The sequence below is a fragment of the Hydrogenophaga sp. BPS33 genome (assembly GCF_009859475.1).
Classification (GTDB): Bacteria; Pseudomonadota; Gammaproteobacteria; order Burkholderiales; family Burkholderiaceae_C; genus Hydrogenophaga.
This window is the reverse complement of the sequence record NZ_CP044549.1, coordinates 4,076,794-4,102,921: the sequence shown is the minus strand read 5'-3', so window position 1 is coordinate 4,102,921 and position 26,128 is coordinate 4,076,794. Positions and strand designations below refer to the sequence as shown.

The 26,128-nt window shown below is 63.6% G+C and carries 22 protein-coding genes; 2 read left to right on the top strand and 20 right to left on the bottom strand.

The window, feature by feature from the left end:
* Positions 1 to 35: 35 nt before the first annotated feature.
* Positions 36 to 749: a DUF599 domain-containing protein gene (locus F9K07_RS19070; protein ID WP_159594925.1), complete on the top strand. Its 714-nt coding sequence runs from the start codon at positions 36 to 38 to the stop codon at positions 747 to 749.
* Positions 750 to 785: 36 nt separating this feature from the next.
* Positions 786 to 4,355, top strand: coding sequence for a DNA polymerase III subunit alpha (gene dnaE / locus F9K07_RS19065; RefSeq protein WP_159594924.1), 3,570 nt, complete (start codon positions 786 to 788; stop codon positions 4,353 to 4,355).
* Between the two features lie 113 nt (positions 4,356 to 4,468).
* Here the strand turns inward: dnaE and F9K07_RS19060 are convergent, their stop codons facing one another.
* The 20 genes from F9K07_RS19060 to F9K07_RS18965 form a co-directional block, all read right to left on the bottom strand.
* Positions 4,469 to 5,422 carry an IS110 family transposase gene (locus F9K07_RS19060; RefSeq protein WP_159593437.1) on the bottom strand — a complete coding sequence of 318 codons (954 nt, stop codon included), beginning with the start codon at positions 5,420 to 5,422 and terminating at the stop codon, positions 4,469 to 4,471.
* A 405-nt stretch (positions 5,423 to 5,827) separates the two neighbouring features.
* Entirely contained in the window at positions 5,828 to 6,730 is a 903-nt protein-coding gene (gene tolA / locus F9K07_RS19055; RefSeq protein WP_159594923.1) for a cell envelope integrity protein TolA, read from the bottom strand.
* A gap of 19 nt (positions 6,731 to 6,749) precedes the next feature.
* Positions 6,750 to 7,193 (bottom strand): biopolymer transporter ExbD, encoded by a 444-nt coding sequence (locus F9K07_RS19050; RefSeq protein ID WP_159594922.1) that lies wholly within the window; start codon positions 7,191 to 7,193, stop codon positions 6,750 to 6,752.
* 1 nt (position 7,194) lies between these two features.
* Entirely contained in the window at positions 7,195 to 7,893 is a 699-nt protein-coding gene (gene tolQ, locus F9K07_RS19045; protein WP_159594921.1) for a protein TolQ, read from the bottom strand.
* A gap of 42 nt (positions 7,894 to 7,935) precedes the next feature.
* Complete coding sequence (ybgC, locus tag F9K07_RS19040; RefSeq protein ID WP_159594920.1) at positions 7,936 to 8,376, bottom strand: tol-pal system-associated acyl-CoA thioesterase; 441 nt, start codon at positions 8,374 to 8,376, stop codon at positions 7,936 to 7,938.
* The gene (locus tag F9K07_RS19035) at positions 8,373 to 9,593 is read right to left on the bottom strand and encodes a pyridoxal phosphate-dependent aminotransferase (protein ID WP_159594919.1); all 1,221 of its coding nucleotides are present in this window, start codon (positions 9,591 to 9,593) and stop codon (positions 8,373 to 8,375) included. The genes ybgC and F9K07_RS19035 overlap by 4 nt, the downstream gene beginning before the upstream one ends.
* Complete coding sequence (gene nusB / locus F9K07_RS19030; RefSeq protein ID WP_159594918.1) at positions 9,590 to 10,105, bottom strand: transcription antitermination factor NusB; 516 nt, start codon at positions 10,103 to 10,105, stop codon at positions 9,590 to 9,592. The genes F9K07_RS19035 and nusB overlap by 4 nt, the downstream gene beginning before the upstream one ends.
* 5 nt (positions 10,106 to 10,110) lie before the next feature.
* Positions 10,111 to 10,575: a 6,7-dimethyl-8-ribityllumazine synthase gene (ribH, locus tag F9K07_RS19025; RefSeq protein WP_159594917.1), complete on the bottom strand. Its 465-nt coding sequence runs from the start codon at positions 10,573 to 10,575 to the stop codon at positions 10,111 to 10,113.
* Between the two features lie 42 nt (positions 10,576 to 10,617).
* The gene (gene ribBA / locus F9K07_RS19020) at positions 10,618 to 11,748 is read right to left on the bottom strand and encodes a bifunctional 3,4-dihydroxy-2-butanone-4-phosphate synthase/GTP cyclohydrolase II (protein WP_159594916.1); all 1,131 of its coding nucleotides are present in this window, start codon (positions 11,746 to 11,748) and stop codon (positions 10,618 to 10,620) included.
* Entirely contained in the window at positions 11,745 to 12,392 is a 648-nt protein-coding gene (locus F9K07_RS19015; RefSeq protein WP_159594915.1) for a riboflavin synthase, read from the bottom strand. The genes ribBA and F9K07_RS19015 overlap by 4 nt, the downstream gene beginning before the upstream one ends.
* 4 nt (positions 12,393 to 12,396) lie before the next feature.
* Positions 12,397 to 13,569, bottom strand: a complete 1,173-nt coding sequence (gene ribD / locus F9K07_RS19010; RefSeq protein WP_159594914.1) for a bifunctional diaminohydroxyphosphoribosylaminopyrimidine deaminase/5-amino-6-(5-phosphoribosylamino)uracil reductase RibD — start codon at positions 13,567 to 13,569, stop codon at positions 12,397 to 12,399.
* Positions 13,570 to 13,619: 50 nt separating this feature from the next.
* Positions 13,620 to 14,090 (bottom strand): type IV pilin protein, encoded by a 471-nt coding sequence (locus tag F9K07_RS19005; RefSeq protein WP_159594913.1) that lies wholly within the window; start codon positions 14,088 to 14,090, stop codon positions 13,620 to 13,622.
* 12 nt (positions 14,091 to 14,102) lie between these two features.
* Positions 14,103 to 18,152: a pilus assembly protein gene (locus tag F9K07_RS19000; RefSeq protein WP_159594912.1), complete on the bottom strand. Its 4,050-nt coding sequence runs from the start codon at positions 18,150 to 18,152 to the stop codon at positions 14,103 to 14,105.
* A 55-nt stretch (positions 18,153 to 18,207) separates the two neighbouring features.
* Positions 18,208 to 18,750 (bottom strand): pilus assembly PilX family protein, encoded by a 543-nt coding sequence (locus F9K07_RS18995; RefSeq protein WP_159594911.1) that lies wholly within the window; start codon positions 18,748 to 18,750, stop codon positions 18,208 to 18,210.
* A gap of 10 nt (positions 18,751 to 18,760) precedes the next feature.
* A complete protein-coding gene (locus tag F9K07_RS18990; RefSeq protein ID WP_442907337.1) occupies positions 18,761 to 19,795 on the bottom strand; it encodes a PilW family protein in 1,035 nt (344 codons plus the stop codon).
* Positions 19,792 to 20,397, bottom strand: coding sequence for a type IV pilus modification protein PilV (pilV, locus tag F9K07_RS18985; RefSeq protein WP_159594909.1), 606 nt, complete (start codon positions 20,395 to 20,397; stop codon positions 19,792 to 19,794). The genes F9K07_RS18990 and pilV overlap by 4 nt, the downstream gene beginning before the upstream one ends.
* 2 nt (positions 20,398 to 20,399) lie before the next feature.
* The gene (locus tag F9K07_RS18980; protein WP_159597005.1) at positions 20,400 to 20,948 is read right to left on the bottom strand and encodes a GspH/FimT family pseudopilin; all 549 of its coding nucleotides are present in this window, start codon (positions 20,946 to 20,948) and stop codon (positions 20,400 to 20,402) included.
* Positions 20,949 to 21,163: 215 nt separating this feature from the next.
* Positions 21,164 to 21,655: a type IV pilin protein gene (locus F9K07_RS18975; protein ID WP_159594908.1), complete on the bottom strand. Its 492-nt coding sequence runs from the start codon at positions 21,653 to 21,655 to the stop codon at positions 21,164 to 21,166.
* Positions 21,656 to 21,659: 4 nt separating this feature from the next.
* Positions 21,660 to 25,382, bottom strand: a complete 3,723-nt coding sequence (locus tag F9K07_RS18970; protein ID WP_159594907.1) for a pilus assembly protein — start codon at positions 25,380 to 25,382, stop codon at positions 21,660 to 21,662.
* 21 nt (positions 25,383 to 25,403) lie between these two features.
* A complete protein-coding gene (locus F9K07_RS18965; protein WP_159594906.1) occupies positions 25,404 to 26,126 on the bottom strand; it encodes a pilus assembly PilX family protein in 723 nt (240 codons plus the stop codon).
* Positions 26,127 to 26,128 lie beyond the last annotated feature (2 nt).

Below are 26,128 nucleotides of genomic sequence, written 5' to 3'. Positions count from 1 at the left end.
GCGGCGCAGGGGGGAGCCTTTACTATCCACAGATCATGAAGTTCCTCAGCATCATCCCCTGGACAGACTGGCTCGCGCTGGCCTGCTTTTTTGCCTTGTGGATGGGCTACGCCTGGTTCGCCCGGGAGTGGGGCCGCAAGATGGGCTCTCTGCTGCACACCACCAACCGCTACCGCGGCTACTGGATGATGCAGACCACGGCGCGCGACCCGCGCATGCTGGACGGCCTCATCACGCAGGCCTTGTCCAACACCCCTGCCTTTTTTTCGTCGACCTCCATCCTGATCATCGGCGGCCTCTTCGCCTTGCTCGGCACCACCGACAAGGCCACCGAGCTGATGAGCGAGATTCCCTTTGCCCAGGCCACCACCCTGGTGGTGTTCGAATTCAAGATCCTGGTGCTGATCGCGATCTTCGTCTACGCGTTCTTCCGTTTCTCATGGTGCATGCGGCAGTACACCTTTCTGGCGCTGGTGATCGGTGCCATGCCGCCCGCCGAAGACTTCGCGTCCGGCAAACACGACCGGCGCGCGTATGCCACGCGCGCCGCCGGGGTGGTGGCCGCCGCCGCTGAGGCCTTCAACGACGGCCTGCGGGGCTACTACTTTTCGTTTGCCGCGCTGGCCTGGTTCGTCTCGCCCATGGCCATGGTGCTGGGCACGTTGACGGTGGTCGCCATTCTCTATGCACGCGAGTTCCGCTCCGATGTGCTGACCATCCTCAAGGACGAAGAACCACCGCCGAACTGAGCGCCGAAGGCGCCGCGCGCCTTCTAAAATGGCCCGATGTTCATCCATCTGCGCCTGCACACCGAATTCTCCGTCGTCGACGGCACGACCCGCATCGACGACGCCATTGCCGCAGCGGCCGCCGACGGCCAACCCGCTCTGGCCATCACCGATCTGAGCAACCTCTTTGGCGCGGTCAAGTTCTACAAGGAAGCGCGTGGCTCGGGCATCAAGCCCATCATCGGCGCCGAAGTGCTGTTGCAAGGCTTCAGCGAAGAGACCACCGGCGCCATGCCGGGTGCCCACCAGCCCGCCGCGCCGCGCGCGCTGCTGCTGGTGCAGGACAAGCAGGGCTATCTGAATCTGAGCGAGCTGCTGGCGCGCGCCTGGACGCGCAACGACGGCCGCGGCCAGGCGCTGGTGCAGCGCGAATGGCTGGAGGAGTTGAACGGCGGGCTGATCCTGCTCTCGGGGGCGCAAGCCGGCCCGGTCGGGCAGGCGCTGGTGCAGGGCGATGTCGAGCGTGCGTCGGATGTGGCCCTGCGGCTCGCCTCGATCTTCACGCACCGCTTCTACATCGAGCTGCAGCGCGCAGGACGTGCCGACGACGAACGCCATGTGATCGCGGCGGTGCAATTGGCCGCGCGCCTGCACCTGCCGGTGGTGGCCACGCACCCGGTGCAGTTTCTGGAGCCCGACGATTACGAATCGCACGAGGCGCGCGTGTGCATCGCCGAAGGTGAAATCCTGGCCAACAACCGGCGTGTGCGCCGCTTCACGCGGGAACAGTATTTCAAGAGCGCCGAGCAGATGCAGGCGCTGTTCGCCGATGTGCCTTCGGCCGTCGCCAACTCGCTGGAAATCGCCAAGCGCTGCAACCTCACGCTGGTGCTGGGCAAGCCGCAGTTGCCCAACTTCCCCACCCCGCTGATCGACGGTGTGCCCATGCCCATGTCGGACTTCTTCCGGCAATCGTCGTTCGAGGGCCTGGAAGAGCGCCTGGCGCACCTGTACCCGGACGTGGCCAAGCGCGATGCCGAGCGTCCGCGCTACGTCGAACGCCTGGAGTTCGAGATCAACACCATCTTGAGCATGGGGTTTCCGGGTTACTTCCTGATCGTGGGGGACTTCATCAACTGGGCCAAGAACAACGGTTGCCCGGTCGGCCCGGGCCGGGGCTCGGGTGCCGGTTCTCTCGTGGCCTATGCGCTGAAGATCACCGACCTCGACCCGCTGCAATACAACCTGCTGTTCGAACGTTTCCTGAACCCGGAGCGGGTGTCCATGCCCGACTTCGACATCGACTTCTGCCAGGGCAACCGCGACCGTGTGATCGATTACGTCAAGGAAAAATACGGCAAGGAAGCGGTGAGCCAGATCGCCACCTTCGGCACCTTGGCCGCGCGCGCGGCGATTCGCGACGTGGGCCGCGTGCTCGATTTCTCCTACGGCTTTTGCGACGGCATCTCCAAGCTCATCCCGAACAAACCGGGGATGTCGGTCACGCTGCAGTACCCGCCGGTGCCGAAGAAGGAGGGTGACAAGAACAACTACGCCATCGAGATGGAGCCGGTGCTGGCCGAGCGCATCCAGAAGGAAGACGACGTCAAGACCTTGATCGAGATGGCGCAGAAGCTCGAAGGCATGACGCGCAACATCGGCATGCACGCCGGGGGCGTGCTCATTGCGCCAGGCAAGCTCACCGACTTCTGCCCGCTGTACGCGCAGCCAGGCAGCGACTCGGCCGTGAGCCAGTACGACAAGGACGACGTGGAGGCCATCGGCCTGGTGAAGTTCGACTTCTTGGGGCTGGCGACGCTGACCATTCTGGAAATCGCGCGCGAATTCATCATGAAGCGCCACCCGGGCCAGGAAAACTTCCGCTATGAAGACGTGCCGCTGGACGACCAGCGCGTGTACGCCCTGTTCTCGCGCGGTCAGACCGAAGCTGTGTTCCAGTTTGAAAGCCGCGGCATGCAAGGCATGCTGAAAGACGCCAAGCCCTCGCGCCTGGAAGACCTGATCGCGCTCAACGCGCTGTACCGACCAGGCCCGATGGACCTGATCCCCAGCTTCGTGAACCGCAAGCACGGCAAGGAACCTATCGAGTACCCGCACCCGGCGGTGGCCGAGATGCTGTCCGAGACCTACGGGATCATGGTCTACCAGGAACAGGTGATGCAGACCGCGCAGATCCTGGGCGGCTATTCGCTCGGTGGCGCCGACATGCTGCGCCGCGCGATGGGCAAGAAGAAGGCCGAGGAAATGGCCGAGCACCGCGAGAAGTTCCGCGCCGGTGCATTGGCTACCCACGGCATCACGCAGGAGAAGGCCGACGAGGTCTTCGACTTGATGGAGAAATTCGCGGGCTACGGCTTCAACAAGTCGCACGCCGCTGCCTACTCGCTGCTCGCGTACCACACCGGTTGGCTCAAGGTCCACTACACCGCCGAGTTCTTCTGCGCCAACATGACGGTGGAAATGGACGACACCGACAAGCTCAAGGTGTTGTACGAAGACGCGCTGAAGATGGGCATTGCCTTCGAGGCGCCCGATGTGAACCGGGGCTTCTACCGTTTCGAGCCGATCACCAACAAGTCCATCCGCTACGGTCTGGGCGCGATCAAGGGCACGGGCCAGCTGGCGATCGAGGCCATCGTGGCCGCGCGCGAAGGCCGTGGCGAAGGGCCGCGTGGCGCCGAAAAAGGCCCTTTCAAGAGCCTGTTCGACTTCTGCGTCCGCGTGGACCGCACGCGTCTGAACAAGCGCACCGTGGAAGCGTTGGTCAAGGCCGGTGCTTTCGATTCGCTGCACCTCAACCGCGCCGAGGTGCTGGCCTCGGTGGGCCGTGCCTTCGAATTCGCCGCCGCCAGCCTGGCCAATGCGAACCAGGGCGGTTTGTTCGATGTGATGGGCGACGACGACCACGGCTCCAGCACGCAGGAGCCCGACTTCGTGGCCACCACGCCCTGGGGTGTGAAGGAGCGCCTGACGCTCGAAAAGACGGCGATGGGCTTCTACTTCTCGGGCCACCTGTTCGACGAGGTGGAGCGCGAGGTGCGGCGCTTTGCACGCACGCCGCTGGGCGACGTGGTGGAGAGCCGCGACCCGATGATCCTGGCCGGCATCGTCACCGACTTCCGCGTCATCAATGGCCAGCGCGGCAAGCTCGCGCTGTTCAAGCTGGACGACAAGAGTGGCATGTTCGAGACCAGTGCCGATGAGAACCTGATCAACCAGCACCGCAACGTGCTCAAGGACGACGAACTCATCATCGTGCAGGCGGTGGCCCAGCCCGACCGTTTCTCCGGCGGCGTGCGCCTGAAGATCCAGCAGGTGTGGGACCTGGCGGCCGCGCGCTGCCGCTTTGGCAAGTACCTGCGCGTGGCGGTGAACGGCACCGCGCCATCGATTGCCGAACTGGTGCGCGAATTTCCACCCAAGCGCGAGGTCACCGAGCAGGGCGAACTGGTGCGTGGGTTGCCGGTGCGGCTGGCGCTGTTGCGCGAGGGGGCGCAGTGCGAGCTGCAGCTGGACGACCGTGCGCTGTTCTTCCCCACGGATGCGGCGCTGGCCAGCTGGATGGCGCAGGCGCATGAGCAGCGGGCGGAAATCGTCTTCGACTAAAAGTCGAAGCTCCCCCCTGCGCCGCTGACGCGGCTTCCCCCCTCCGTTGCGCGCCTTACGGCGCTTCGAGGGGGGACGACAGCTGGGGCCGGCGGAGGTTCTATGGATAGAAGTCAAGCGCTGGGTGCATATCGCTGAGGCTCGAATGGTTTGCCAGAGCGCCAGACGGCAAAGGCGATACGCAGGAGCTTGCGAGCCAGTACAACGAGGGCTTCGGTGGTCTTCAGGCCGCGCTGGCGCAAAGCCTTGTACGTGGCTTCAAATGTCTTGGTGTGGCAGGCCGACATGGCGGCGAGGTACATCTGGCGTCGTAGAGCCGGTTGTCCGCGTTTTGAGAGCCTTCGGTGGCCTCGACTGCGGCCCGAATCACAGGCACGCGGGTCCAGCCCACTGTAGGCCACCAAGGCATCGGCGCTGGCAAAGTCCAGCTGGGCCAGCACGCTGGCCAGCAATGCACTGCTTTGCGCGCCCACGCCCACGATGCTTTGCAGTAAAGCCCGTTGCTCTGCCAAGCGGGCATCCTTTGCGAACAGTGCTGCGATGCGCGCATCCATGGCCTTGAGCAGCGTGGCGAAGGCCGCATCCAGGGCCCCTAGCTCGGCAGCGATGGCTGCATCACAGCCCTGTAGCGACTGGTGCAGCGCGGTGCGTTTGGTCACTACCGTCCAACGCTGCGCGAGCAGGGTGTTGACCTGAGCGAGCGCGGGGCAGCAAGCCTGCCAGGGGTGCAGGTGCTCATGATGTTCAAGAAGGTAACGGGCGATCACATGGGCATCGAGCCGATCGGTCTTGGCCCGAGCGCCCAGGGCGCGGGCGTAGAAGAACACATCGCGGGCGTTGAGCACGAACACCTGCAGACCCGCTGCGTGTGCCAGGGTGGCGAGCAGTTGGTGGTAGCGCCCGGTGGACTCCATGGCCACAAGGGTGTTGTCTGGTAGCTCACGCAGCCAGGCGCTGATGGCGCCGACCTCGTTGGCGATGCTGCGGCATCCTGGTTGGGAGGCCGTGGCGACGACGAGTTCGGCCTTGGCCACATCTACCCCGATGAACACATGGACTTCTTGCATGGCAACCTCCTGCGAGAAAGAATGGCAAGTGTTGGGGTGGAAATTCCCGCCAGCCGCGTTAGCTTGCTTCAAGATCGGCGCTACTGGGTGCCGCTCAGTTCCTTATCGACGCTGAAAGGCGGGGTGGGGGCAATCTCCGCCAGTCGGTCCAAGCCGATAGCCGTACTTCCAGGCCCTCCACCCCAACACCTCAACCATACAAGCCGTCCCTCGCTGTCTCTGGACAAAGGCACGCGCTCCGGGAACAGCACGGGCGAGAAAGAGCGTGTGAGTGAGGGGAAGTCTGTCCAAGGGCACCGAGGGTCCGGCTCCGCCGGCCCCAGGTGCCGTCCCCCCTCGAAGCGCCGTAAGGCGCGCAACGGAGGGGGGAAGCCGCGTCAGCGGCGCAGGGGGGAGTTCTCAGCCTCAATCCAACGGCCGCAACCCAATCACCAGCGACGAAGGCACGGTCCCATTCGTGTCCTTGGGCAGCGAATCGGTGCGGTCGATGGCGCGCAGCACGGCATCGTCCCAGTCTTTGTTGCCACTGCTTTTCACGAGGCGGCGCGAGGTGATCGTGCCGTCGGGTGAGGTGCGCACTTCCACTTCGGCGCGCGGATTGCCTGGTGCGACTTCGGTGAACACCACATTCGGTTTGATGCGCGCCGCCACGCGGCCCGCATAGCCCGGCGACGGCCCGCTGGACTGTTGTGCCGTGCCAGTGCTCTGCGGTCCACCGCTGGCGCCGGCCTGGCCCATCATGCGTTTCATCTGCTCGGCGCGCAGCTCCGCACTGCGCTTGGCGTCTTCGGCTTCTCGCTGTTGCTCGCGTTTCTCGGCCGCGAGTTTCTGCTGGCGTTCCTTCTCGGCAGCAGCCTTGTCGGCCGCGGCTTTCTTTTCTGCCGCCGCTTTCTTTTCGGCGGCAGCCTTCGCCACGGCGACCTTCTTGGCCTCTTCTTCGCGTTCCTTCTTCTCCGCCTCGGCCTTCTTCTTGGCCTGAGCGGTGGCGATCTCGGCCTGGGTCGGCCCGGGAGGCGGTGGGGCCGGGGTGGGTGCCGGCGCGGGTTTGGGGGCGGGTGCTGGCGTTGGCGCCGGGGCGGGCGCGGGTGGCGGTGGAGGTGGCTCCACCGCGCGCGGCGCGGCCTGCTGCGGTGTGCGCGACCAGAGTTCGGCCTCCACGGTCACCGGCTCGCCGTCGTTCTGCCATTGCACACCGAAGGTCAAGGCAATGATGAGGATGCCGTGTGCCACCAACGCAAGCCCGACAGGACCGAGCCAGCGCCCGGTGCGTGGCGGGGTGAGGTCGAGGTGGTCGGCGGTGGTCTGCATGGCAAGAAGAGGGCGTGGATCAGCGAGAGGTTTGCACCGACAGGCCCACGCGCGCAATGCCCGCGCGCTGCAAGGTGTCCATCACGCGAACAACGGCTTCGTACTTGACGTTCTTGTCGGCGCTGATGACCACCGGCACGCCGCCTTCGGGCGGGCTGCCGCGGCTGGCCTGCAGCTGCTGCACGCGGGCGACCAACTGGCCCATGGCCACGGCTTGTGGCTCCGCGCTCGAAGAGCCTTCGCGCACCTTGATCTGCTCGTCCTTGTCGATCACCACGGCCACGAACTGGTCGGGCTGGCGCCCGGCCTGGCCCACGCTGGGCAGGGCGATCTGGCTCGGCGTGATCAGCGGCGCCGTGACCATGAAGATGATCAGCAGCACCAGCATCACGTCGATGAACGGGACCATGTTGATCTCGTTGATGGTGCGGCGGCCGCGGCCGCGTGAGGAGACGGCGGGCATGTCAGTGACCCGATGCGGTCTGGGCATGAACGCCCAGGTTGCGTTGCAGGATGTTGGAGAACTCTTCCATGAAGGTCTCCATGGCGTTGGCCACGCGGTCGATGTCGTGCGAGAACCGGTTGTAGAACACGACGGCAGGAATGGCGGCGAAGAGGCCGATGGCCGTGGCCACCAAAGCTTCGGCAATGCCCGGCGCCACGGTGGACAGGGTCACCTGGGCCAGCGCCGCCAGGCCGGTGAAGGCGTGCATGATGCCCCAGACGGTGCCGAACAGGCCCACGTAGGGTGAGACCGAGCCGACCGAGCCGAGGAAGGAGAGATTGGTTTCCAGCGCATCGAGCTCGCGCTGGAAGCTCGCGCGCATGGCACGGCGCGCACCATCGAGCAGGGCGCCACTGTCGGTGATGCGGCGCTCGCGCAGCTTCTGGTATTCGCGCATGCCACTGGCAAAGATGCGTTCCATCGGACCGCCGTGCTTGGCGTTCTGTGCGGCCGAGGCGTAGAGGTCGTTGAGGTTGGTGCCGGACCAGAACTCGCGTTCGAAGTCGTCGTTGTGCGCGCGAACCCGCTTGAGCGCGAACACCTTGCGGAAGATGGCCGCCCAGCTGACCACGGACACCACCACCAGCAAAGCCACCACGGCCTGCACGATCCAACTCGCGTTGAGCATCAATTGAACGATGGAGAGGTCATGGGTCATGGCAAATCGGATGCGGTAGGTGACGGAAAAGTTTCAGCGCGCTCAGGTGGGCTGCACGCACAGCGCCTGCAAGACCACGTCGGGAATGCGTTGGGGGCGCAGCTTGGCGGCATCCACCCAACCGATGCGGATGGTGCCCTCGCACAGCAGCACCGGCGGTTCGCCGGCTTCGTGGGGTTTCAGGCGCGCGGTCTGCTGGATTGTCAACGACGCGCGGCCCGCTTCCTGGACACATGCTGTAACGAGAAGCAAATCATCGAGCCGGGCCGGACGGTGGTAGCGCACCTGGGTGTCGCTGACCACGAACATGCCGCCCACCGTGTCGCGCAACGTCTGTTGCTCGACACCCAGGTGCCGCAGCCATTCGGTGCGCGCGCGCTCGAAGAACTTCAGGTAGTTGGCATAGAAGACGATGCCGCCGGCGTCGGTGTCTTCCCAGTAGACGCGCACCGGCCAGGTGAACGGGGCTGCTGCCTTGTTCACAGTGCCTGCTCCAGCCGGGCCACGGCCTCCTGCAACTGCGCCATCGCGTTGGCGGTGGAGAAGCGCAGGTAGTGGCCCGGGTCGGCATGGCCGAAATCGCGCCCGGGTGTGGTGGCCAATTGGCAGCGCCGCATGAGCTCGAACGCCAGTGCCCAGCTGCCGCCTTCATCGGGGCGCGCACCGGGTGGCGCGATGCCCCAGCGTTCGCACAGGCCGCGCACGTCGGCCCAGGCGTAGAACGCGCCATCGGGCATGACCGGCACCGACAGGCCCAGGCGGTTCAACGCCGGGATGAAGTAGTCGCGCCGCGCCTTGAACTCGCTGCGCCGACGCTCGTACTCGGTCAGGCTTTCGGGTTCGAAGCAGGCCAGCGCCGCGTGTTGCGCGATGGTGCTGGCGCAGATGAACAGGTTCTGCGCCAGCCGCTCGACGGCGGGCACCAACGCGGGCGGCAAGACGAGCCAACCCAGGCGCCAGCCCGTCATGTTGAAGTACTTGGAGAAGCTGTTGATGCTGACGACCTCGTCGCCCAGGCCATCGGGCAGGCCCAGGGCGCTGTGTCCGTACGCTTCCTCGAAACTCAGGCCGAGGTAGATCTCGTCCACCAGCGTGATGCCGCCTTTGGCACGCACGAAGCGCGCGATGCGTTCGAGCTCGTCGCGCGCAATGCTCGTGCCGGTGGGGTTGGACGGGGAGGCCAGCAGCACGCCGCGTGTCGACGGCTTCCAGGCGGCCTCCACCTGCTCGGCGCTCAACTGGAAGCGTTGCGCCGGACCCGAGGGGATCAGCACCGCGCGCCCTTCTGCCGCTTGCACGAACTGCCGGTTGCAGGGGTAGCTCGGGTCGGGCATGAGCACTTCGTCGCCCGCCTCGATGAGGGCCAGGCAAGCCAGTTGCAGCGCGGCCGACGCACCGGCGGTGACGACGATGCGTGCCGGGTCGATGTGCAGGCCAAAGCGGGTGGCATACCAGCCACTGATGGCCTCGCGAAGCGCGGGCAGGCCGGTGGCGGGGGTGTACTGGCTGCGGCCGGCCTGAATGGCGCGCTTGGCGGCCTGGGTGACCAGCGCAGGCGCCGTGAAATCAGGCTCGCCGATGTTGAGGTAAATCATCGGCCGATCGGCGGGACCGGCCTGCGCGTCCATGGCGGAGGCGGCCTTGGCCAGCTCCATCACGTAGAACGGCTCGACGCGCTGCGCGCGCTGGGCAATCCTCATGAGGCGGGCTTGCGTCCGGCGCCGCGCGCGGCGGGCGCTGCGGCCACTTCGACCGGGCGCAGCTGCGAGGCCAACTGGTGCAGCACGCCGTTGACGTACTTGTGGCCATCCGTGCCACCGAACGATTTCGCCAGTTCGATGCACTCGTTGAGCACCACGCGCCAGGGCACGTCGAGGCAGTGCTGGAATTCATACGCACCGATCCAGAGCACGCCGTGCTCGATCGGCGAGAGCTCGGCCAGGGGACGGTCCAGGCGTGGGGCGATCAGCGTGTCCATGGCCGCGGCTTCGGCGATGCAGCCGTGCAACAGCGCGTCGTAGTGCACGCTGTCGGCCTTGTGAAAGCCGGCCAGGTCGCGGGTGAAAGCATCGATGTCGATCGTGGCGTTGCGGCCCACCAGGTGCTGGTAGATGGCTTGCAACGCAAACTCGCGCGCGCGGGTGCGGGCGGACTTGTCGGCGGCCTTGCGTACCGTGTTCTTGGATTTGGGAGAGGTCTCTGCGGAGGACATGGTGTTCAGCCGATCTCTTGAAGCAGATGCGCCATTTCCACCGCCACGCGAGCAGCGTCACGGCCCTTTTCGGTCTGGCGGGCCACGGCCTGCTCCAGGTTTTCGGTCGTCAGGATGGCATTGGCGATGGGGATCTGGTAGTCGAGCGAGAGGCGTGTGACCCCCGCGCCCGACTCGTTGGCCACCAGTTCGAAGTGGTAGGTTTCGCCGCGGATGATGCAGCCCAATGCGATGAGCGCATCAAAATCGTCGCGCTCGGCCATGGCCTGCAATGCCACCGGCACCTCCAGTGCGCCCGGCACTTTCACATGGGCAATGTTCTTGTCCTGCACGCCAAGCAGCAGCAACTCGGCCAGGCAAGCCTCGAACAGGGCATCGGTGATGCCCTCGTTGAAGCGGGCTTGCACGATGCCGATGCTGAGTTTCTTGCCGTCGGGCACCGTCGTGGTGCCTTTGTCTGCGCCAAACATGGGGATATCCGTTTCTGGGAGGAGAAAAATTGAGAAGAAGATTCAGTCGTCGTGACCGAGGTAGCCGGTGATTTCCAGGCCATAGCCCGTCATGCTGGGCATGCGCCGTGGCTGACCCAGCAATTGCATGCGGTGCACGCCACAGTCTCGAAGGATCTGCGCGCCCACGCCATAGGTGCGCAAGTCCATGCGGCCGCGCTCCGGGGCCTGGGCCGAGCGTGCCGTGCCTTCGAACTGGGCCAGCAGCTGTTCGGCCGATTCGCCACAGTTGAGCAGAACCGCAACGCCTTCACCCGCCCGGTCGATGTGGCGCAGGCTTGCCTCCAGGCTCCAGGAGTGCATGGAACGACCGACTTCCAGGGCGTCCAGCACGGACAGCGGCTCGTGCACACGCACCGCCACGCTGTCGTCCGGCCCCCACTGGCCTTTGACCAGGGCGAGGTGCAGCGCGCCACTGGGCTCGTCCTTGTAGGCGGTGGCCTGGAACTCACCGAAGGCGGTGTTCAAGGTGCGGGTGCCGAGTTTCTGCACCATGCGCTCATGGCGGCTGCGGTGTTCAATCAGATCGGCAATCGTGCCGATCTTCAGACCGTGTTCGGCCGCGAACACCTGCAGGTCGGGCAGACGGGCCATGGTGCCGTCGTCCTTCATGATCTCGCAGATCACCGCCGCAGGGCTGCAGCCGGCCATTTGGGCCAGATCGCAGCCTGCTTCGGTGTGGCCCGCGCGCATGAGCACCCCGCCTTCGACCGCCTGCAGCGGGAAGATGTGGCCCGGTTGCACCAGATCGCTGGCTTGCGCGTTCGGCGCCACCGCCGCTTGCACGGTACGCGCGCGGTCGGCGGCGGAAATGCCGGTGGTGACGCCTTCGGCGGCCTCGATCGACACGGTGAACGCGGTGCCCATCTTGGTGCCGTTGCGCGGCACCATGGGCGGCAGGCGCAGGCGTTCGCAGCGTTCGCGCGAGAGGGTCAGGCAGATCAGGCCGCGCCCGTAGCGCGCCATGAAATTGATCGCTTCGGGTGTGACGTGGTCGGCCGCGAGCACCAGATCGCCTTCGTTTTCCCGGTCTTCCTCGTCGACCAGGATGACGATGCGCCCGGCGCGCATGTCGGCGACGATGTCCTCGACCGGTGAGATGGCCACGGGTGCCAGGGTTTCGGGGGCGTTCATGCGGAGACTTCCTTGTTGAAATGCACGCCCGCGCTGAGCATGCGCTCGACATAGCGGGCGACGGTATCGATTTCGAGGTTGACCGAACCGCCGTCGGTCAATTCGCCCAGCGCGGTGTTCTGCACCGTGTGGGGGATGAGGTTGATGCTGAATTCGCAACCCATGCGATTGTCCGCCACCTGGTTGACGGTCAAGCTCACGCCGTTGACCGTGATGGAGCCCTTGTAGGCCAGGTACTTGCCCAATTCGGCGGGCGCCTGGATGCGCAGCTCCCAGCTTTCGCCAACCTGTGCGAAGCGGGTGACCGTGCCCACGCCATCGACGTGGCCAGACACGATGTGCCCACCCAGCCGGTCGTGCGCGCGCAAGGCCTTTTCCAGATTGACGCGGCGGCCGGCCTGCGCCAAGCCCGTGGTGCGGGCCAGCGATTCGGCGGAAATGTCGATGGTGAAGCGGTGCTGGGGCAGGTCCAGCGAGGTCACGGTCATGCAGGCGCCGTTGAGCGCGATGCTGTCACCCAGGCCCACGTCGTCGAGGTAACCCGGCGGCGCCTCCAGGGTGAGTCGCTTGCCGTGTTCCAAAGAGCTGCCCAGGTCGTGGAGGTCGGCGATACGCCCCACGCCGGTGATGATGCCGGTAAACATCCGGCTATTTTCGCAGGGTTTCGGAGGCAGGGGTTTGGTGGAGGAATAGGTCGCGGCCCTGCACCCGGGCCAGGATCCGCAGGTCCTGTCCGACGGGGTCGATCGACCCGAAACGGAGCTGGGGACCGTCGCCGAGCTGCTCCAAGGGGCCGAAGTGGGCCACACCGGCCCCGCGTCCCAGCAGCGTGGGCGCGACATAGAGCAGCAACTCGTCCACCAGGCCTTCGCGCAAAAACGAGCCGTTGAGCTTGTGGCCCGCTTCGACATGCAGTTCGTTGACTTCCCGACGCCCCAGATCGGCCAGCAAGCCGGGCAAGTCCACTTTGTTGTTGGCGCCTGGCATGTGAACCAGGGTCGCACCTTGTGCCTGCAACGCGGCCTCTCTGGCCGCATCTCGTGTTGCGTGGTAGATCCAGATCTGGCGCGACAACCCGTGGGCAGGGGCCTGGAACAGGCGCGCGGTCGATGGTGTCTGCAGGCGGCTGTCGACGATGACGAGGTGCGGTTGGCGCGGGGTTTCCACGAGCCGGACATCCAAGGAAGGATCGTCCTCCAGGACCGTTCCGATGCCGGTCAGCACCGCACAGGCGCGCGCGCGCCAGGCATGGCCGTCGGTGCGCGCGGCTTCCCCGGTGATCCATTGGCTGACGCCATTCTCCAGCGCTGTGACGCCGTCGAGCGAACTGGCGGCTTTCAGGCGGACCCAGGGGGTATGCCGAATCATGCGGCTGAAGAAGCCGATGTTGAGTTCGCGCGAGGCGCGCGCTTGCGGGCTATCGGGTGCGAGCAGTTCCACTGCAATGCCTGCAGCTCTCAGGCGGTCAATGCCTTGGCCGGCCACCAGCGGGTTGGGGTCGCCTGTGAAGACCACCACCCTGGCCACCCGAGCCGCGATCAGCGCGTCGCAACAGGGCGGGGTGCGGCCGTGGTGGGAGCAAGGTTCGAGCGACACGTAGGCGGTCGCCCCTTCCACAGAATGGCCGCGGGCCTGTGCGTCCCGCAACGCCATGGCTTCTGCGTGCGGACCACCGGCCTTTTGCGTGTACCCCTCGGCCAGAACGCGCCCGGACGCATCGGCAATGACACAACCCACGCGAGGGTTGGGGTTGGACAGCCGCAGTGCCTGTGCAGACAAGGCTTGGACACGATGGAGCAGTTCCGTGTCGATTTGACGCATGAAGCAGTGGCGAGGCCGCAGGCGGCCACGCAGTAGTGGATGGGAACGGCTCAGGACCCCCTGAAACAATCGGCCAGGGTGGAGCCTGCCGCATTGTTGCTGATCGCGCGCGCGCCGGTGTGCGTGGTCGTCAGATCGCCACAACGGTCGTTGGTCATGGCACCGGTGCGGGTGGCTCGAAGCGTGTAGGTCGTGGCGGCCTCGCTCTTGTTCACGAGAGATCCGTTTTCGACCAGGGAGATGGTATACGCGGGGGCAGCGCCATCCCTGGGGGAGCGCGCGAGGTCCGCCGGCAAGGTCGCTTCCTCGAACGTGTCACGCGCACTGAAGTAGCGCTTCATGTACTGGTCGACCTCTGCCAAGGCGCGTTGCACGTCGGCCCTTCTGGACGCGTGCACGTATTCGGTGTAGGAGGGGTAGGCGATCGCCGCGAGGATGCCGACGATGGCCACCACGATCATCAGCTCGATCAGGGTGAAGCCGCGGGAGTGGCGGGTCCGATGGTGTGAACACAGGGGCATGGCGCGGCTCGCTCAGTTGGCAGGAGGGCGGCTGAGTTGGTATTGGGTGCGGCTCCAGCCGGCCACCGAGCACTGCAGATTTCCGTCCAGGCTCTCGTCGTCGGTACCTGTCAACCGAGCGCGCTGAGGCCGACACTTCTTGTTGAGGATGCCGTCCTGGCTGGGAATGCTTTCGCCATCATTCTCTGCAGGTGCGTATGTCAGGCGTTTGGAGCTCGTTACAGGAGCCCGTTCATCGTCCTGGACCACAGCCATGCCTCTGGCGAACCCACCCTCACCGACGAACACCACGGAGGCGTATTCGGTCTGATCGTTTCTCCTGTTCACGAAAAAGCGGACAGAAGATCCGTCGAGCGCCTTCAGCGCATAGATGTAGTTCGGTGGAATCGGCGAAGCCGTGCACGTATCCTCCGCGGAGGAGCTGGGCGCGGTGATCACGGTGGTCGGGACGAGCACGATGTTGCTCAGGTTCTGAATCTGGTCCAAGGACCTCTCGCCGGTGTGTTCTCGGCCCAGTGGCATGGTCCAGCCGCGATGGACCTTCCAGTCGATGGTGTTCTTGCTGGCAGCGTAATAGGTGTTGCTGCCCACCACATTGGCGGTGTCCGTCAACACCGTCTGGGCCAGCAGTTGCTCTACAGTGGCAGTCTTGAATTCTTTGACGTTCTCTCCGCCAATGGGGGTCGGATCCCAGATGCCATAGATCGCCTCGTTCGCCAGCGTGTTCTTCAGGTCTTCGTCGCTCAGCAACATGCCGGTGGCCACCACCACGATGGCGCCACCTTTGGGGTGGGGTTGCCAGGCCGGGGCACCGTAGATGGGCCGGTTGTCGGCCGTGGTAAACAGTGGCGCGCCGTACGACACGGCCCAGGTGGAGGGTGCGCCCTTCAAATCGAACCGCCAAAGATTGCCATTCGCGTCGCCAGCATAGGCGGCAACGATCCGCCCTTGGGCGTTGCGCATCAATGTGACACCTCCGAGCCCGGTGGTGTAGCCCGTTGTTGAGCTGTCTTTCGGCAGGAATCCCTTTGGCAATGGAATGTTGCGGATCTTTGCACCGGTCATGGCGTTCAGGATCACGAGACCGTGTCGTGAGCCGTCGACGTTGCCATTGAGATGACCGCTGTTGACCACGGCGATCCATTCGCCGTTGGCCGTCTGCCCGCTGCGGATGGGGTTGGTGATGTATCCCATCGTGACGCCGTTGGTCAGGGGGTCGTCATCGATAAGTTCGGGGCCGGATTCCCACAGGAAATCCCGTTGCTCGGGTGTTCGGTTTGGCTGGATGCTGGCGTTCAGCGGCGAGCGCACCGCGTACAGGAGTTTCTCGCCTCGGCCGCCGCTGCCCATGGCCACGTGGTTCCAATTTTCACTGTCGTAGATGTCGTGCTCGCTCAGAGGTCCGTCCAGCGTGTAGTCGAAGCTGTAGTTCGTCCTCGCGTAGTCCAGCATGCGGCGCAGGCTGCCACGTGGCATGAAAGCGGCAAGCTCCTCGCCATTCTTCGCGTTCAGGGCGTGCATCACTCCGGCATTGGTCGCTGCAAATATCGACGCCGGCATAGCTCGCTTGGCCTTGACAAACGCTTCGTATTTTTCCTTCCCGCTGACCGTGCTGTACAGGTCGTACGCAAAGTCACGGCGGTCTCCCATGAAGAGGGGGGGCGCGTTGACGATGGCGCCGATCTTGCTGGAACGTTGCCGGAACAGAGCGCCGTTGTTGTCGGTCACCGGGTCCTTGCCGCGCAGGTAGTCTACAAAACGGCTGTCGCTGGGAATGCGTTCGACGTCCGCTGCGGATGCCGGCTTCAAGGCCGCTTGAACATCGGCGGGAAGCTGGGACAGCGGACCACTGAAATTGGTGGCGCTGGTGTTTCCGGACATCGTGAACACCTTGCGATCTCCGTGCTCTTTGATGAGATCGGCCGCCTTCCACGGGGTTTTCTTCACGTTTCCGTTGGCGTCCAACTCTTGCGCCATGAGGTCGCCGGAGTTGTCCAAGGTCCGGTAGCTCACGCTGTACTTCAGCGGGCCTTCGTCGCCGGTGGCCTCCTTGGACCCCACCGCCACACCCGCATCACGGCCCATGGCGTTCAGGATTTCGGAAATGATGGTGTCGAAGATCGTGCGCACGTCGTCGGCGGTTCTCGCGCTGAAACCTCTCCCACCTCCGGTATAGCCCGCCTGGATGAAGTCATCGACGCGGGTCTGGTCGGAGGCGGCCGCACTGATATCGCCATCTGCCCACGCGGGTTTGGGTGCCTTCTCGTACCCGTCGCTGGCGTATCCCGCTTCGTATGCTTTGATCTGGCCGAAGGTCAAGCCGTTCTTGCCGGGAATCTCGCCTGTGGGGCGAATCAGGTATCCGACCGTGTAGGTGGTCATGTTCTGCCAGAACGTGGGCTGGCCTGCGCGGGTGGTTGCCTCGTTGGCGAGGTCGGTGCGGAGGTCCGTGTGCCAGAAGTACTTGGCGGACAGGTCGGCCAAGCCGCCCGTGCCCGTGCTCGGAAACGGCGTATAGGCACGCCTTGTCTCGGGACTGTCGAGCCCCGCCCTCCGATATACAAACGAGTCGGTAAGTCCGTTGCTCAGCGTTCTCGTGAACGAGGGGCCATCCGTGTTGTCGTAGTCGATGCCTGCGATGGTGGACGAGCCTGTGTTCCAGGCGCCGTCCGAAAACATCAGATTGAACGAACGCCGGCAGCTCTTCTCCGGGTTGCTGCTGCTGGCCAATTGGGATGGGTCTGTGGCCCAGGGGTTTTCCTTGGCATTCGTGCCCACGCTCAGATAGTCGGCCACCTTTGTCATGGCGTTGTGCAGCGGTGTCCCTCCGTAAGGCGCGTCTCGCCGTTGTGTCGCCGAGTTGAAGCTAGGGTCTTTTCCATCGTCGGATGTGCGATTGGCGGTTCCGTCCTGATCGTAGAGCCAGGTGTAGAAGCGCTGCGTATCCGGTGAGCCTTTTGAATGCAGACGGACGCCTCGCAGCACAGCGTTGTTACCCGTGTCGATGCCCGGTGTCTGATCGACGGCGCCAACGGTCAAGCCATTTCGGCGGTTGATCGATAGATAGCCGATGCGCAGGAGGTCGTAGAACGCGTCGTTGGACACGGCTTGACCGATCGCCGTGGCCACGGCTGGGGCCCGGAACGCGTAGTACCGGTACCAGTTCAGGATGTTGTCGACTTCCTTTTCGTGGGAGCACGTTGTGCTGGTCACCCCGCAATCGGTGCGGTTGTGGCCTTTCGGAAGCGTGACATCGGAGGTCCCCTTGTGAAAGATGGTCACGCCGGTCCATGCGCCCTTGTCGCAACCCACCTGCAATCCCGCCACGGTGATCACCTTGGTGCAGAAGGCGTACGTGAAGCCTGGCGTGCTGCTGTTGGTTGACGTGTAGGCGATGTGCTCAGGGATCTTCCACGGAAAAGCGAAGCCATAGACCCTGGAGTAGCCAACGGGCAGGTCGCTCTTGCTGTCCGCAAACATCGAGTGCTTCGCGATGATCTGGTCTGCGTTGTTCTTGTAGACGGTGTATTGCATGGTGGTGGTGCCCTGGTTGGACACCCATGTGATACCGTCATTTGCCACCAGCGGCTGGCCGTTCGCGTCCAAGCGCGGGCGGTAGGTGGTACGCGGGTTGTAGTAGACAGGGTTGACATCGGCGGAGCGCTGCGCGGACCAGGAGCCTGTAATCTGCACGGGAGTTGCGTGGCTGGTGTACTGGGTTCTTTCATGATTGATGCAGCTGTTGACCGTGCTGAAGCCTGCAATACCTCCTTGGACCCAGTCGCCTGAAAACAAGCTCCACTCGTTGTCCGGGCACTTGTAGATGGTGAGTTCATCGTTGGTATCGTCTACGACGCCATAGGTCTCGTGGTAGCTGAATGCCATGGACCCGGAGTTGTCCAACGTGATCATCAAGTTCGGCTTGACGTTGGACTGGCTCGCCAGCAGCGGCTTCTTGCTGGGTTGTGCTTGAACCTGGAAGTCCCGCATGGAGGCCCCCAGCAAGATCACGGCGCAAAAGAGTAGCCGTGCCGTGGATTTCGCATGCGCAGTTTCAAACATGGTTGCCTCTCCGTCGGTTGTTGTTCGCAAGGCGCCGGGATGTGCGCCCCGGGGGTCAGTGGTTCGGAATTTCTGGCGTCAGAACGGATTGCAACCAGATCTCCGAGCCTTGGGAAAGTCGGTTGTCCCTGTCGACAACCGCATCGTTGGAAAGTCCTCGCGCCGTGATGAGATAGCGGCCGTTCTTCATGGCCTGTATCAGACAGGTCGGGTGGTTGCCGGCCCTGGTTTGTGCTGCTTGCTGCACGTGGGGGTCGAACGCGGGTTTGTAGGTGATGAGGTTGCTTGCCCCCGTGGCCCAGTTCGAATTCGTGTTCCAGACGCCGTCCGCGATCTTGTCGGGCTCCAGTTCTGTCGCCACGATGTTTGTCCTGATGGTGTTGAAAGCCGGATCCTCGTTGGTAACCGCGCTCTCGCAGAAGCGCAACGCCGCTTCTGCGGACTGTCTGGCCACCTGGGTGGTGCGCGTGTTGTTCGAGAACTGTTCGTGGGTCGCCGAATTTCTGGCCGCGAGAAGGCCTGCCAGTGAAATGATCACGAGCATGATCAGCGCCATGGGCAGCACGATGCCCTGTTCATGGTGCGATCGCATGGACATGAAGCTCACCTTATTGCCCTTCCACAAGATGCGCCCATGGATCGCGAACATTCGCTCCAAGCTTTGGGTAGGGAGCGGGAACGGCAGGGCGCGCGTTCCTCAACTGAACGGTGGTCTGGTATGTCCGGCGCAGGAAGCCGTCGTCATTGCCGTCCTGTCGATTGCCCTCGCAATCCACGTAGCTGCCGAGCGTGGCGCGCTCACCACCGGTGGTGGGCAGGGGTCGGCTTGTGCGGGCCAGGATGCAGATGCGCACCCCTGCCACCCGCGACCAGTGGGCTGCATCAAAGGACGGGCCCAGCTCTGCATCGCCGGCATTCAGATAGCCCGTGATCTGGTGCGGCAGCGGCTTGTCTTTTTCGGGGGCGCTGGTCACCGCATAGGTGATCTGCATGTCCTCGATGTTCGGGATGAGTGCCTCTGCGTTGGCGAATCCAGAGCTGCTTGAGGAGCCATCTTTCCCCTTGCAGTACAAGGTTGGAACGTTGTTGTTGTTGCTGTCAGGTGCGATGTAGAAGCGGTTGTCTGCCAACGTCGTGTTGACACCTGTCCCGATGTCCCACGCGGTGATGCCGTTGAAGCCGCAGTTGGAGGGACGCACAGCACCTGAATTGTCCGCAACGGGCTGTGTGTTCAGCAAGGTTGCTTCATAGCGAATCGCGATGGCATCCGACCCTTTGCCGCCTGCTGCACATGCCACGGCGTCGAAGCTGCCGTCTGGCGATTTGTCGGCGAAGCCGCCATCGCAACCACGCACACCGACGCCGTCGAAATGCCGCGTGCCGTCCGCACCCATGGCGGAATAGCCCGCCAGGCGGAGTTGCTGTTGCAGGATGTCGAGCGCCAGGCTCGCATCCTCGTTCATCTGCGACTCCAACGTGCTGGCGCGCGAGCCGTTGGCCGTGGCCACGTAGAGGGCGGCAACGGCGCCGATCAGAAACAGACCGATGGTCATAGCGACCAAGAGTTCAACAAGGCTCAAGCCACGTTCGGCAAACGCTGAGCGAGCAGCGCGTGACCGGACACGAAGGGTTGGCCGCTTCATAGACCCACCTTGAAGTACATGCAGCTGTAGATGGTTTTCTCGTCGTCGGTCAAATCGCTGGGGCAATTGAACTGGCCAGCAGCAAACAACGCGTCGCCGACTCTCGTTGTCGGTTCTTGCCATAGCAACCAGACATCCAGATTGCGCACCTGGTTTGTCGGGGTGGTGACCACAACGACGCGACCCTGGGGAAGGCGGTTCGCGACCGTGCGTTGGAAAAGGAGACGGTCGAATGTGGCGACGTTCCTGGCCGCCGTCACAGCAACGGCTTCGTCGGCCTTCATGGCGGTTGTTGCGTCGGCCATCTCCTGGGTCGTGGGAGCCGCATCGGACAGTGCGATGGCGTAGCTGCCGAGGTCGTAGCCGTAGATGTTGAGCCGTGCCCGGTCGGCGTAGTCGTTGACCAGATTCAGACCTGTGAGACGCAATTGGGCGACCTTGTTGTAGCCAAACGTGGCGGCCGTCAACCCACCGATCCCCAGCAGGCCCAACGAGACCAGCAGCAAAGCCACCAGAATTTCAATCATGCCGACGCCGCTTTGACGGCGCGAATCACCTGTTTTTCGCCGAGGCGCAGCGGTCCAGATCGGGTCGGCACGCATGATCAGGTTTTTTTCTGGTCTGCCGAGGTGACGTACGCTCGGCCGACGCGGTTCACCGTCACCTCGTTCGTTCTGACGGCACTGCCGGTGGGGATGACCTCAAGGGTTGTGGCATTCGATGCCATCAGGCCGTTGGGCATGAACACGAGGCGTTGGACGTTCCCATTCGTCTGCATGGATCTGAGTCCGCTGGAGACGCCGCGCGTGGCGAGGACGTGGTCACCGGTGTTCAGGGCGTCGTTGCCGTCGACGTCGACGAAGACGATCCAACCGGTTTGCCAAACGGTGTCTTTTGCGCACGAGGAGCCGTCGGCGCTGGTGCACATCACCACGCGGCGCGAAGTCCGGATCGCTTCGGTCCTCGCGAGGCGTATATGGCTGGTGAAGGCCTGCGTCGCGCTGTCTCGCTGCCACCCTTGCAGCTGATTCGTGAAACCCGGGATTGCGACGGCCAGGAGGATGGCCGCCAGGGTCAAAGTCACCATCAACTCGATGAGGGTGAAGCCCTGCGTTGGGTGAGCGGGGTGGAGGGGGGAGGTAGGTTTGTGCATCGAAGGTGGTACTCCGATGCGCAATGTATCGAACGCCACGCGTTCTGAATTCCCGTTTTCAGATACGCGGTAGGTTTCGGCTGTTCGAGGGTTTTGTTTCTTTAGTTTCTAAAATTTCTCCGTATAACCATTGAATTCACATATTTGTTGATTTCTTTAGTTTTACATACCCGTATGGGGTATGTCGAACCTGAGCTTTGAGAGGAGAGCCCTCGCTATCGACCCCAGCAATCCAAAGTCAGTGTCGCCCGGTTGTTCAGAACACCGCCCGCGCCCTTGATGTTCTGGCTGTTCAGCAACAACGTGCCGCACGTGTCGTTGGCTTGTGCTCCCGTGGGCACCGCCTGGAGGACGAACGTGGCTGGCGCGGGGTTGGTGGCTGGCGCCGTGACGGGTGCGAAGGAAATGTTGTACCGCGCCGGTCCGCCCGCGGGCACCACTGCAAAGCCGGTGTCGGCAATGAACGTGGTGGTGTTGTTGATGGGGTCGCCATTCTGGAGGGCGTTGTAGCGACCCGAGAGGGTGTAGTTCTGTTCGAGGCGCTGCGCGACCGTTTGGAGATAGTTCTTGGCCTCGGCGCGGTGGCTCCGTTGCACGTAAGCCGTGTAGCTGGGGTAGGCGATCGCCGACAGAATGCCGATGATGGCCACGACGATCATGACCTCGATGAGGGTAAAGCCTTGCTGGTTTGAACGAGGGGTTTTCATGGCTTTACTTCGTGAGGATTTCGCGCCAGCTGTAGCGGCCGCGGGGTGCGCTTGACGGAAGAAGCTTCGCCGCGTCGGGGCCTTTGCCGCAGTCATCCTGGTTGCAGACCACGGTCGGCTTTCCGTCTTTGTCCGTATAGGTGTTGCTGACTTTGACGATGCCGGACGAGTCGATGGCCATGCCTCCCACCGTGCGGCCGTTGACGATCAGATCGCCGATCTTTCCTGAGCAGATGTTGACCGACATCACATAGCCCGAGTTGCCAGGAGTGCAGACGTCGCCCTTGGGTTGGGTGGTGGCGAATACGATGGCGCCGGTGTCGGGCGGAACGGTGGAGTTGCTCAACACGCGCTCCCCACCGGCAAAGCTCATGCGCCAGCCGCGCTTTCCATTGAGGTCCGGCGTGCTCCAATTGCGTCCCACCGCCCCGCCGCCCAGATCGACGGCACTGAACGCGCCGATCACTGCCACGTCGGCGGCAGGGACCGTCAAGGTGGACGAGGGGGATTTGTCGACGACGTTGTAGAAGCCGCGCTCGGCTGTGTCCGCATAGTCCCCATCTTCATTGAGCTTGCCGGTTCCGAACATGACATTCCAGCCGGCGCCCTCGCAGGCCGCGACCACCGACGGCGCCGTCGTGATGGGCTGGCCGCTGGCATAGACGATACCCAGATGGCGCCAGGCGCCACCCGACTCCGCCGACTTGGCCAGCACGAAGTCGGATCCAGACTCCTTGGAAAACTGGAACTTGTGCAGGTTGCCTTTGAGGTCGCCTGCATACACCGTGTCGATCAAACCATCGCGATCCGTATCCAGGGGGGTTGGGGCGGACAGGCCGTTCGCACCGCTGGTGTCGGCCACCAGTTTGGTGGGCGCCGTACCGGTGTTGGCATCGAGCAGAAAGAGAGCGGCCTTGCCGGCGGTGGACCCATAGCCATTGCCAACGGCGATGCGCCAGACGCCGGATGCCACGGTGCTGTCGGCGTACTTGTTGATTTGTCGGTAGGCACCCGTGATGTTGTCGATGAAAGGCTCGTTGAAGGTAAATCCCAGATCGGCGTCGTCGACGGACGTGAATTCCCACAGGGGCAGGGTCGAGGCCAGCGTGGCTTCGTTGCTGGTGGCGAAGCTGCTTTGTGAGGTGATGTCCAGGGCGTAGTAGCCTTTGCCGCCAGCGCCGAGGCCTCCAACGAGAAGGGTGCCCCAATTGGGCGACGCAGCGGTCGATCCCGTCTTCTCGAAATCGCCGACCATCGGCGTGCTGTCGACCAGATACTCGTGGCGGAAGTTGAACGCGGAGAGGCCATTGAGTTTGCTCAACACGCTGCCCGGGATGTACCCGAAGAGTTCCTTGCCATTCGTGCCGGAAAAGGCGTGCAGCATGCCGTCATTGCTACCCACATACACCACGGCCGGGCGGGTTCGGGTGGTGTCGCGGTAGGCGGCGTGCCCAGGGAAATTGGATCCGTTCAGCGCTCGGCTCGCGCCGGAGAGGTACGTCACGCCGGCGTTCACGACGTCGCCCAGTAGATTGGTCGGCCGTACGCGGAACAGCGTGCCCTCATGGGTGCGACTGCCTCGGATGAAGTCCACGCGGTTGGCACCATTGCTGTCGGCGTTGAGCACCGCTTGTTGGTTGGCGTTGAGGTTGTCCCACTGAAACCGCATCGATGTGAATGCGTACGGTGCGGTGGTGGCACGGTGGGATGTGAAGATCTTGCGGGACGTTGCCGTCAATTTGTCTGCTGTGGCCACCGGCGTGGGTGCCGAGTTGAGCCAGTGCGACGCATCCCATACCGGTGCGGTGTTGCATTGCACGGCGGTTTGGTTGGGCGTGCAGGCCCGTACACTGCCGGTCCAGTCTTTGGGGTTGTATCCCGCATAGATGATCTGACTACTGGAGGTCTGGCGGTTTGAGGTCACGGCTGCACTAGATGCCGCGGCCGCACCCGCCTCGTTGTTGATTTTGCTGAACGCGGCGGAAAGGCTCGATTTGAGCAAGGTCGGTGTACTGCCCGCAAACCAGTTGTCGGGCACGCCATCGCCATTCTTGTCCCAGGCGGCGGGATCGGTTTCGTTGAGTTTGATGTTGGGGTTGTCGCCTGGTGTGAGCGTGGTGTCGAACCCGCCGTACTTGGCTGCCAGCCAATATTGCGTTTTCAAGGTGCCCGCCGCAGGCATGCCACTCACAGCGTTCCCGTTTTCCAGCACGTCGACCCAGTAAGTCGATAGCGTCTGTGTTCCCGACAGGTCGCTGCGGATGTCGTTGGTGTTGGCCCAGTGGGCCAGGCCGGCCATGTACTGCGTGCCGCCACTCGATCCGCCCGTCCAGGAGCTGGATCCCTCCTGTGTGGTCAGTCGGGTCCACAGGGTCTCTACGTTCAGGTTGTCCCCGTCCGAAGGCCCTCCTGTCCGGCCAGGCAATTGACCATCCTGGTGGGTGTAAATGTCTCCAATGCCCAGAAGAAAGTTTCTCTGGCAGGTGTTGATCATGGGGTCGCGCGTACCTCCACGCAGGTGCGCGTTGCCTGTGATGACGGGGAATCCATCCTTGTAGCTCGCTGCGGTGGCCGCGTCGGACGGCATGCTGGTGTAGTCGGACGGCAGCGCATAGCCGCGCATGTAACGCTGCGCCGCGTAGTAGAGCTCACTCACGGGGTCGTTGCTCTTGTAGCCAGCGGCGTAGCCGAACTTGTTGAGGTAGTTCATCAACCCCGAATTGCTGACATTGCTGGCGGTGGCATCCGTGGGGTTGGGATTGCTCAAGATCACACCTGTCGTGGTGTTCCATTCGGCGTTGGCATTGGCGACGACGCCCGTGCTGGTGGCGGCAACGGGGCCCACGCTCTTCATCGCGGCCCGCAACACGGCGCCGTTGCGATCGTTGCCATCCTGCTTGAGGTAGCCAAAGGCACCGAAGCGCAGCGTGGCGGCGTACTCCTGAACCAGGCCCTCAGGCTTGGCGACACCGGAGTACCTGGCCTGGCAGTTGGCTTCACGGGTGTTCCCCGTGACACCTTGCGCGGCCGACATCACACAGGCGGAGACACGGATATTGAAGCAGCCCAGGCGGTTCAGGCCGCTGTGCTCGCTGCAGCTCTGTTTGCGTTGCGCGTCGCTCATGTCGCTGAAGCCACTGTCGGACACGATGAACTTGGAGCCGTAGCCGCCGGACCGTACGCTCTTCGAGCGGAACGCGCTGGGCAGCGCCGCCGTGTTGGGCAGGGTCTTGTTCGGGTTGTAGCTGTTTCGGTCGCTGAACGAGCGGATCAGGATCGTGCGGTCAACGGTGTCACCGTGATAGCTGTTGTTGCTCAGTGCCTTGCTCGTGAAGTTGTCTCGTGTGCCACCGGTCATGACCGAGCGAAACTGATCGATGTTGGTCATCGTCAACCAATTGAGCAGGTTGCCGCTCCACTCCGCGCTTCCACCGCAGCCAGTCGACGTGGTGGCGCTGGTGGGGTTGAACACCTCGGCTGTCGTGTCATACGTGTAGCACTTGCGGTTGTCGAAGTAGCCCTCGTACTTGGTCGCGCTGGTGTAAGTCGTGGCTGTGTAGGACACCTGCAAGCCGGTCGGGAATTCCACCGACAGCGCCAGCAACACGTTGCCGGGCACCGCCGTCGTGGACGGTGGTTGCGTGCTGGGCGTAAAGGCCCAAGACGATGCCGTGATGCTGGCGACCAGCAGCCCTGTCGCGAATCGGCGTTGAAATGGCGTGTGCATGGACGGTTCCCTGGAAGTGCTTCAGTTCGGTGAAAAAACCGATTGCAAGGTGACGGAGGTGCGCCCTGCGACACCCTGCGTGCGGCCAAAGCCTACCGCCGTGATGCGGAAGAAGATCTTGTTGGAGGACGGCGAGATGTTGAGCTCGTCGGCCTTGAACATCTCAATGATGTAGCGTGGGCGAACGGTTCCATTGGGGCCGTTGAATGGGGCATCGGTAAAGGTCCCGTAGGCGATGGTGGGAACGGCCGCGCCAATGGTGCCTGCGCAACTGCGCGCCGGGTTCGCGTTGTCCTGCCAATCGGCGCCGCTCCAGACGGGCATGCCGCAGGCCGCCGCAGACCCCGCGGTGTAAACGCCTTGCACACTGACATCTGCGTTCAGGCCACCGTTCTCCAGGGCGACATCGTCGATCTCCGGACTGGAGGCCAACCAGAAGGGGGCTTCATCGTTGGCGCCTTCCTTCGGGCGCGTGTTTTCAGGCCGCGCCGTTGCGCAGACGGTGGTCGAGGTCGTGCGGCAATAGGTGGTGCCGTCGAACCGCAGTCCAAGAATGTCGCGCTCGGCATCGCGCAGCGCCAGTTCGGCGAACTCGCGGGCTGAGAAGAGGTCCTGGCTGTTGGCCGTCATGCGCTCTCCGAAGAGCGTTCCCCGCAATGCCATGACGCCCAGCAGCGATAGCACGATCAGAAAGATCAGGCTGGTGACCAACACGAAGCCTTGTTGCAGGTGCTGCTGTTTCATGT

What these genes read in the sequence shown, in the direction of transcription:
- F9K07_RS18980 (WP_159597005.1), bottom strand. Translation starts at nt 20,948, where the DNA reads ATGCACAAACCTACCTCCCCCCTCCACCCCGCTCACCCAACGCAGGGC.
- F9K07_RS19035 (WP_159594919.1), bottom strand. Translation starts at nt 9,593, where the DNA reads ATGAGGATTGCCCAGCGCGCGCAGCGCGTCGAGCCGTTCTACGTGATG.
- F9K07_RS19070 (WP_159594925.1), top strand. Translation starts at nt 36, where the DNA reads ATGAAGTTCCTCAGCATCATCCCCTGGACAGACTGGCTCGCGCTGGCC.
- F9K07_RS18995 (WP_159594911.1), bottom strand. Translation starts at nt 18,750, where the DNA reads ATGTCCATGCGATCGCACCATGAACAGGGCATCGTGCTGCCCATGGCG.
- F9K07_RS19060 (WP_159593437.1), bottom strand. Translation starts at nt 5,422, where the DNA reads ATGCAAGAAGTCCATGTGTTCATCGGGGTAGATGTGGCCAAGGCCGAA.
- ribBA (WP_159594916.1), bottom strand. Translation starts at nt 11,748, where the DNA reads ATGAACGCCCCCGAAACCCTGGCACCCGTGGCCATCTCACCGGTCGAG.
- nusB (WP_159594918.1), bottom strand. Translation starts at nt 10,105, where the DNA reads ATGTCCTCCGCAGAGACCTCTCCCAAATCCAAGAACACGGTACGCAAG.
- F9K07_RS19050 (WP_159594922.1), bottom strand. Translation starts at nt 7,193, where the DNA reads ATGCCCGCCGTCTCCTCACGCGGCCGCGGCCGCCGCACCATCAACGAG.
- F9K07_RS19000 (WP_159594912.1), bottom strand. Translation starts at nt 18,152, where the DNA reads ATGTTTGAAACTGCGCATGCGAAATCCACGGCACGGCTACTCTTTTGC.
- ribH (WP_159594917.1), bottom strand. Translation starts at nt 10,575, where the DNA reads ATGTTTGGCGCAGACAAAGGCACCACGACGGTGCCCGACGGCAAGAAA.
- F9K07_RS18970 (WP_159594907.1), bottom strand. Translation starts at nt 25,382, where the DNA reads ATGCACACGCCATTTCAACGCCGATTCGCGACAGGGCTGCTGGTCGCC.
- F9K07_RS19015 (WP_159594915.1), bottom strand. Translation starts at nt 12,392, where the DNA reads ATGTTTACCGGCATCATCACCGGCGTGGGGCGTATCGCCGACCTCCAC.
- F9K07_RS18975 (WP_159594908.1), bottom strand. Translation starts at nt 21,655, where the DNA reads ATGAAAACCCCTCGTTCAAACCAGCAAGGCTTTACCCTCATCGAGGTC.
- tolQ (WP_159594921.1), bottom strand. Translation starts at nt 7,893, where the DNA reads ATGACCCATGACCTCTCCATCGTTCAATTGATGCTCAACGCGAGTTGG.
- F9K07_RS19005 (WP_159594913.1), bottom strand. Translation starts at nt 14,090, where the DNA reads ATGCCCCTGTGTTCACACCATCGGACCCGCCACTCCCGCGGCTTCACC.
- ribD (WP_159594914.1), bottom strand. Translation starts at nt 13,569, where the DNA reads ATGCGTCAAATCGACACGGAACTGCTCCATCGTGTCCAAGCCTTGTCT.
- F9K07_RS18965 (WP_159594906.1), bottom strand. Translation starts at nt 26,126, where the DNA reads ATGAAACAGCAGCACCTGCAACAAGGCTTCGTGTTGGTCACCAGCCTG.
- dnaE (WP_159594924.1), top strand. Translation starts at nt 786, where the DNA reads ATGTTCATCCATCTGCGCCTGCACACCGAATTCTCCGTCGTCGACGGC.
- pilV (WP_159594909.1), bottom strand. Translation starts at nt 20,397, where the DNA reads ATGCGTGCCGACCCGATCTGGACCGCTGCGCCTCGGCGAAAAACAGGT.
- tolA (WP_159594923.1), bottom strand. Translation starts at nt 6,730, where the DNA reads ATGCAGACCACCGCCGACCACCTCGACCTCACCCCGCCACGCACCGGG.
- F9K07_RS18990 (WP_442907337.1), bottom strand. Translation starts at nt 19,795, where the DNA reads ATGAAGCGGCCAACCCTTCGTGTCCGGTCACGCGCTGCTCGCTCAGCG.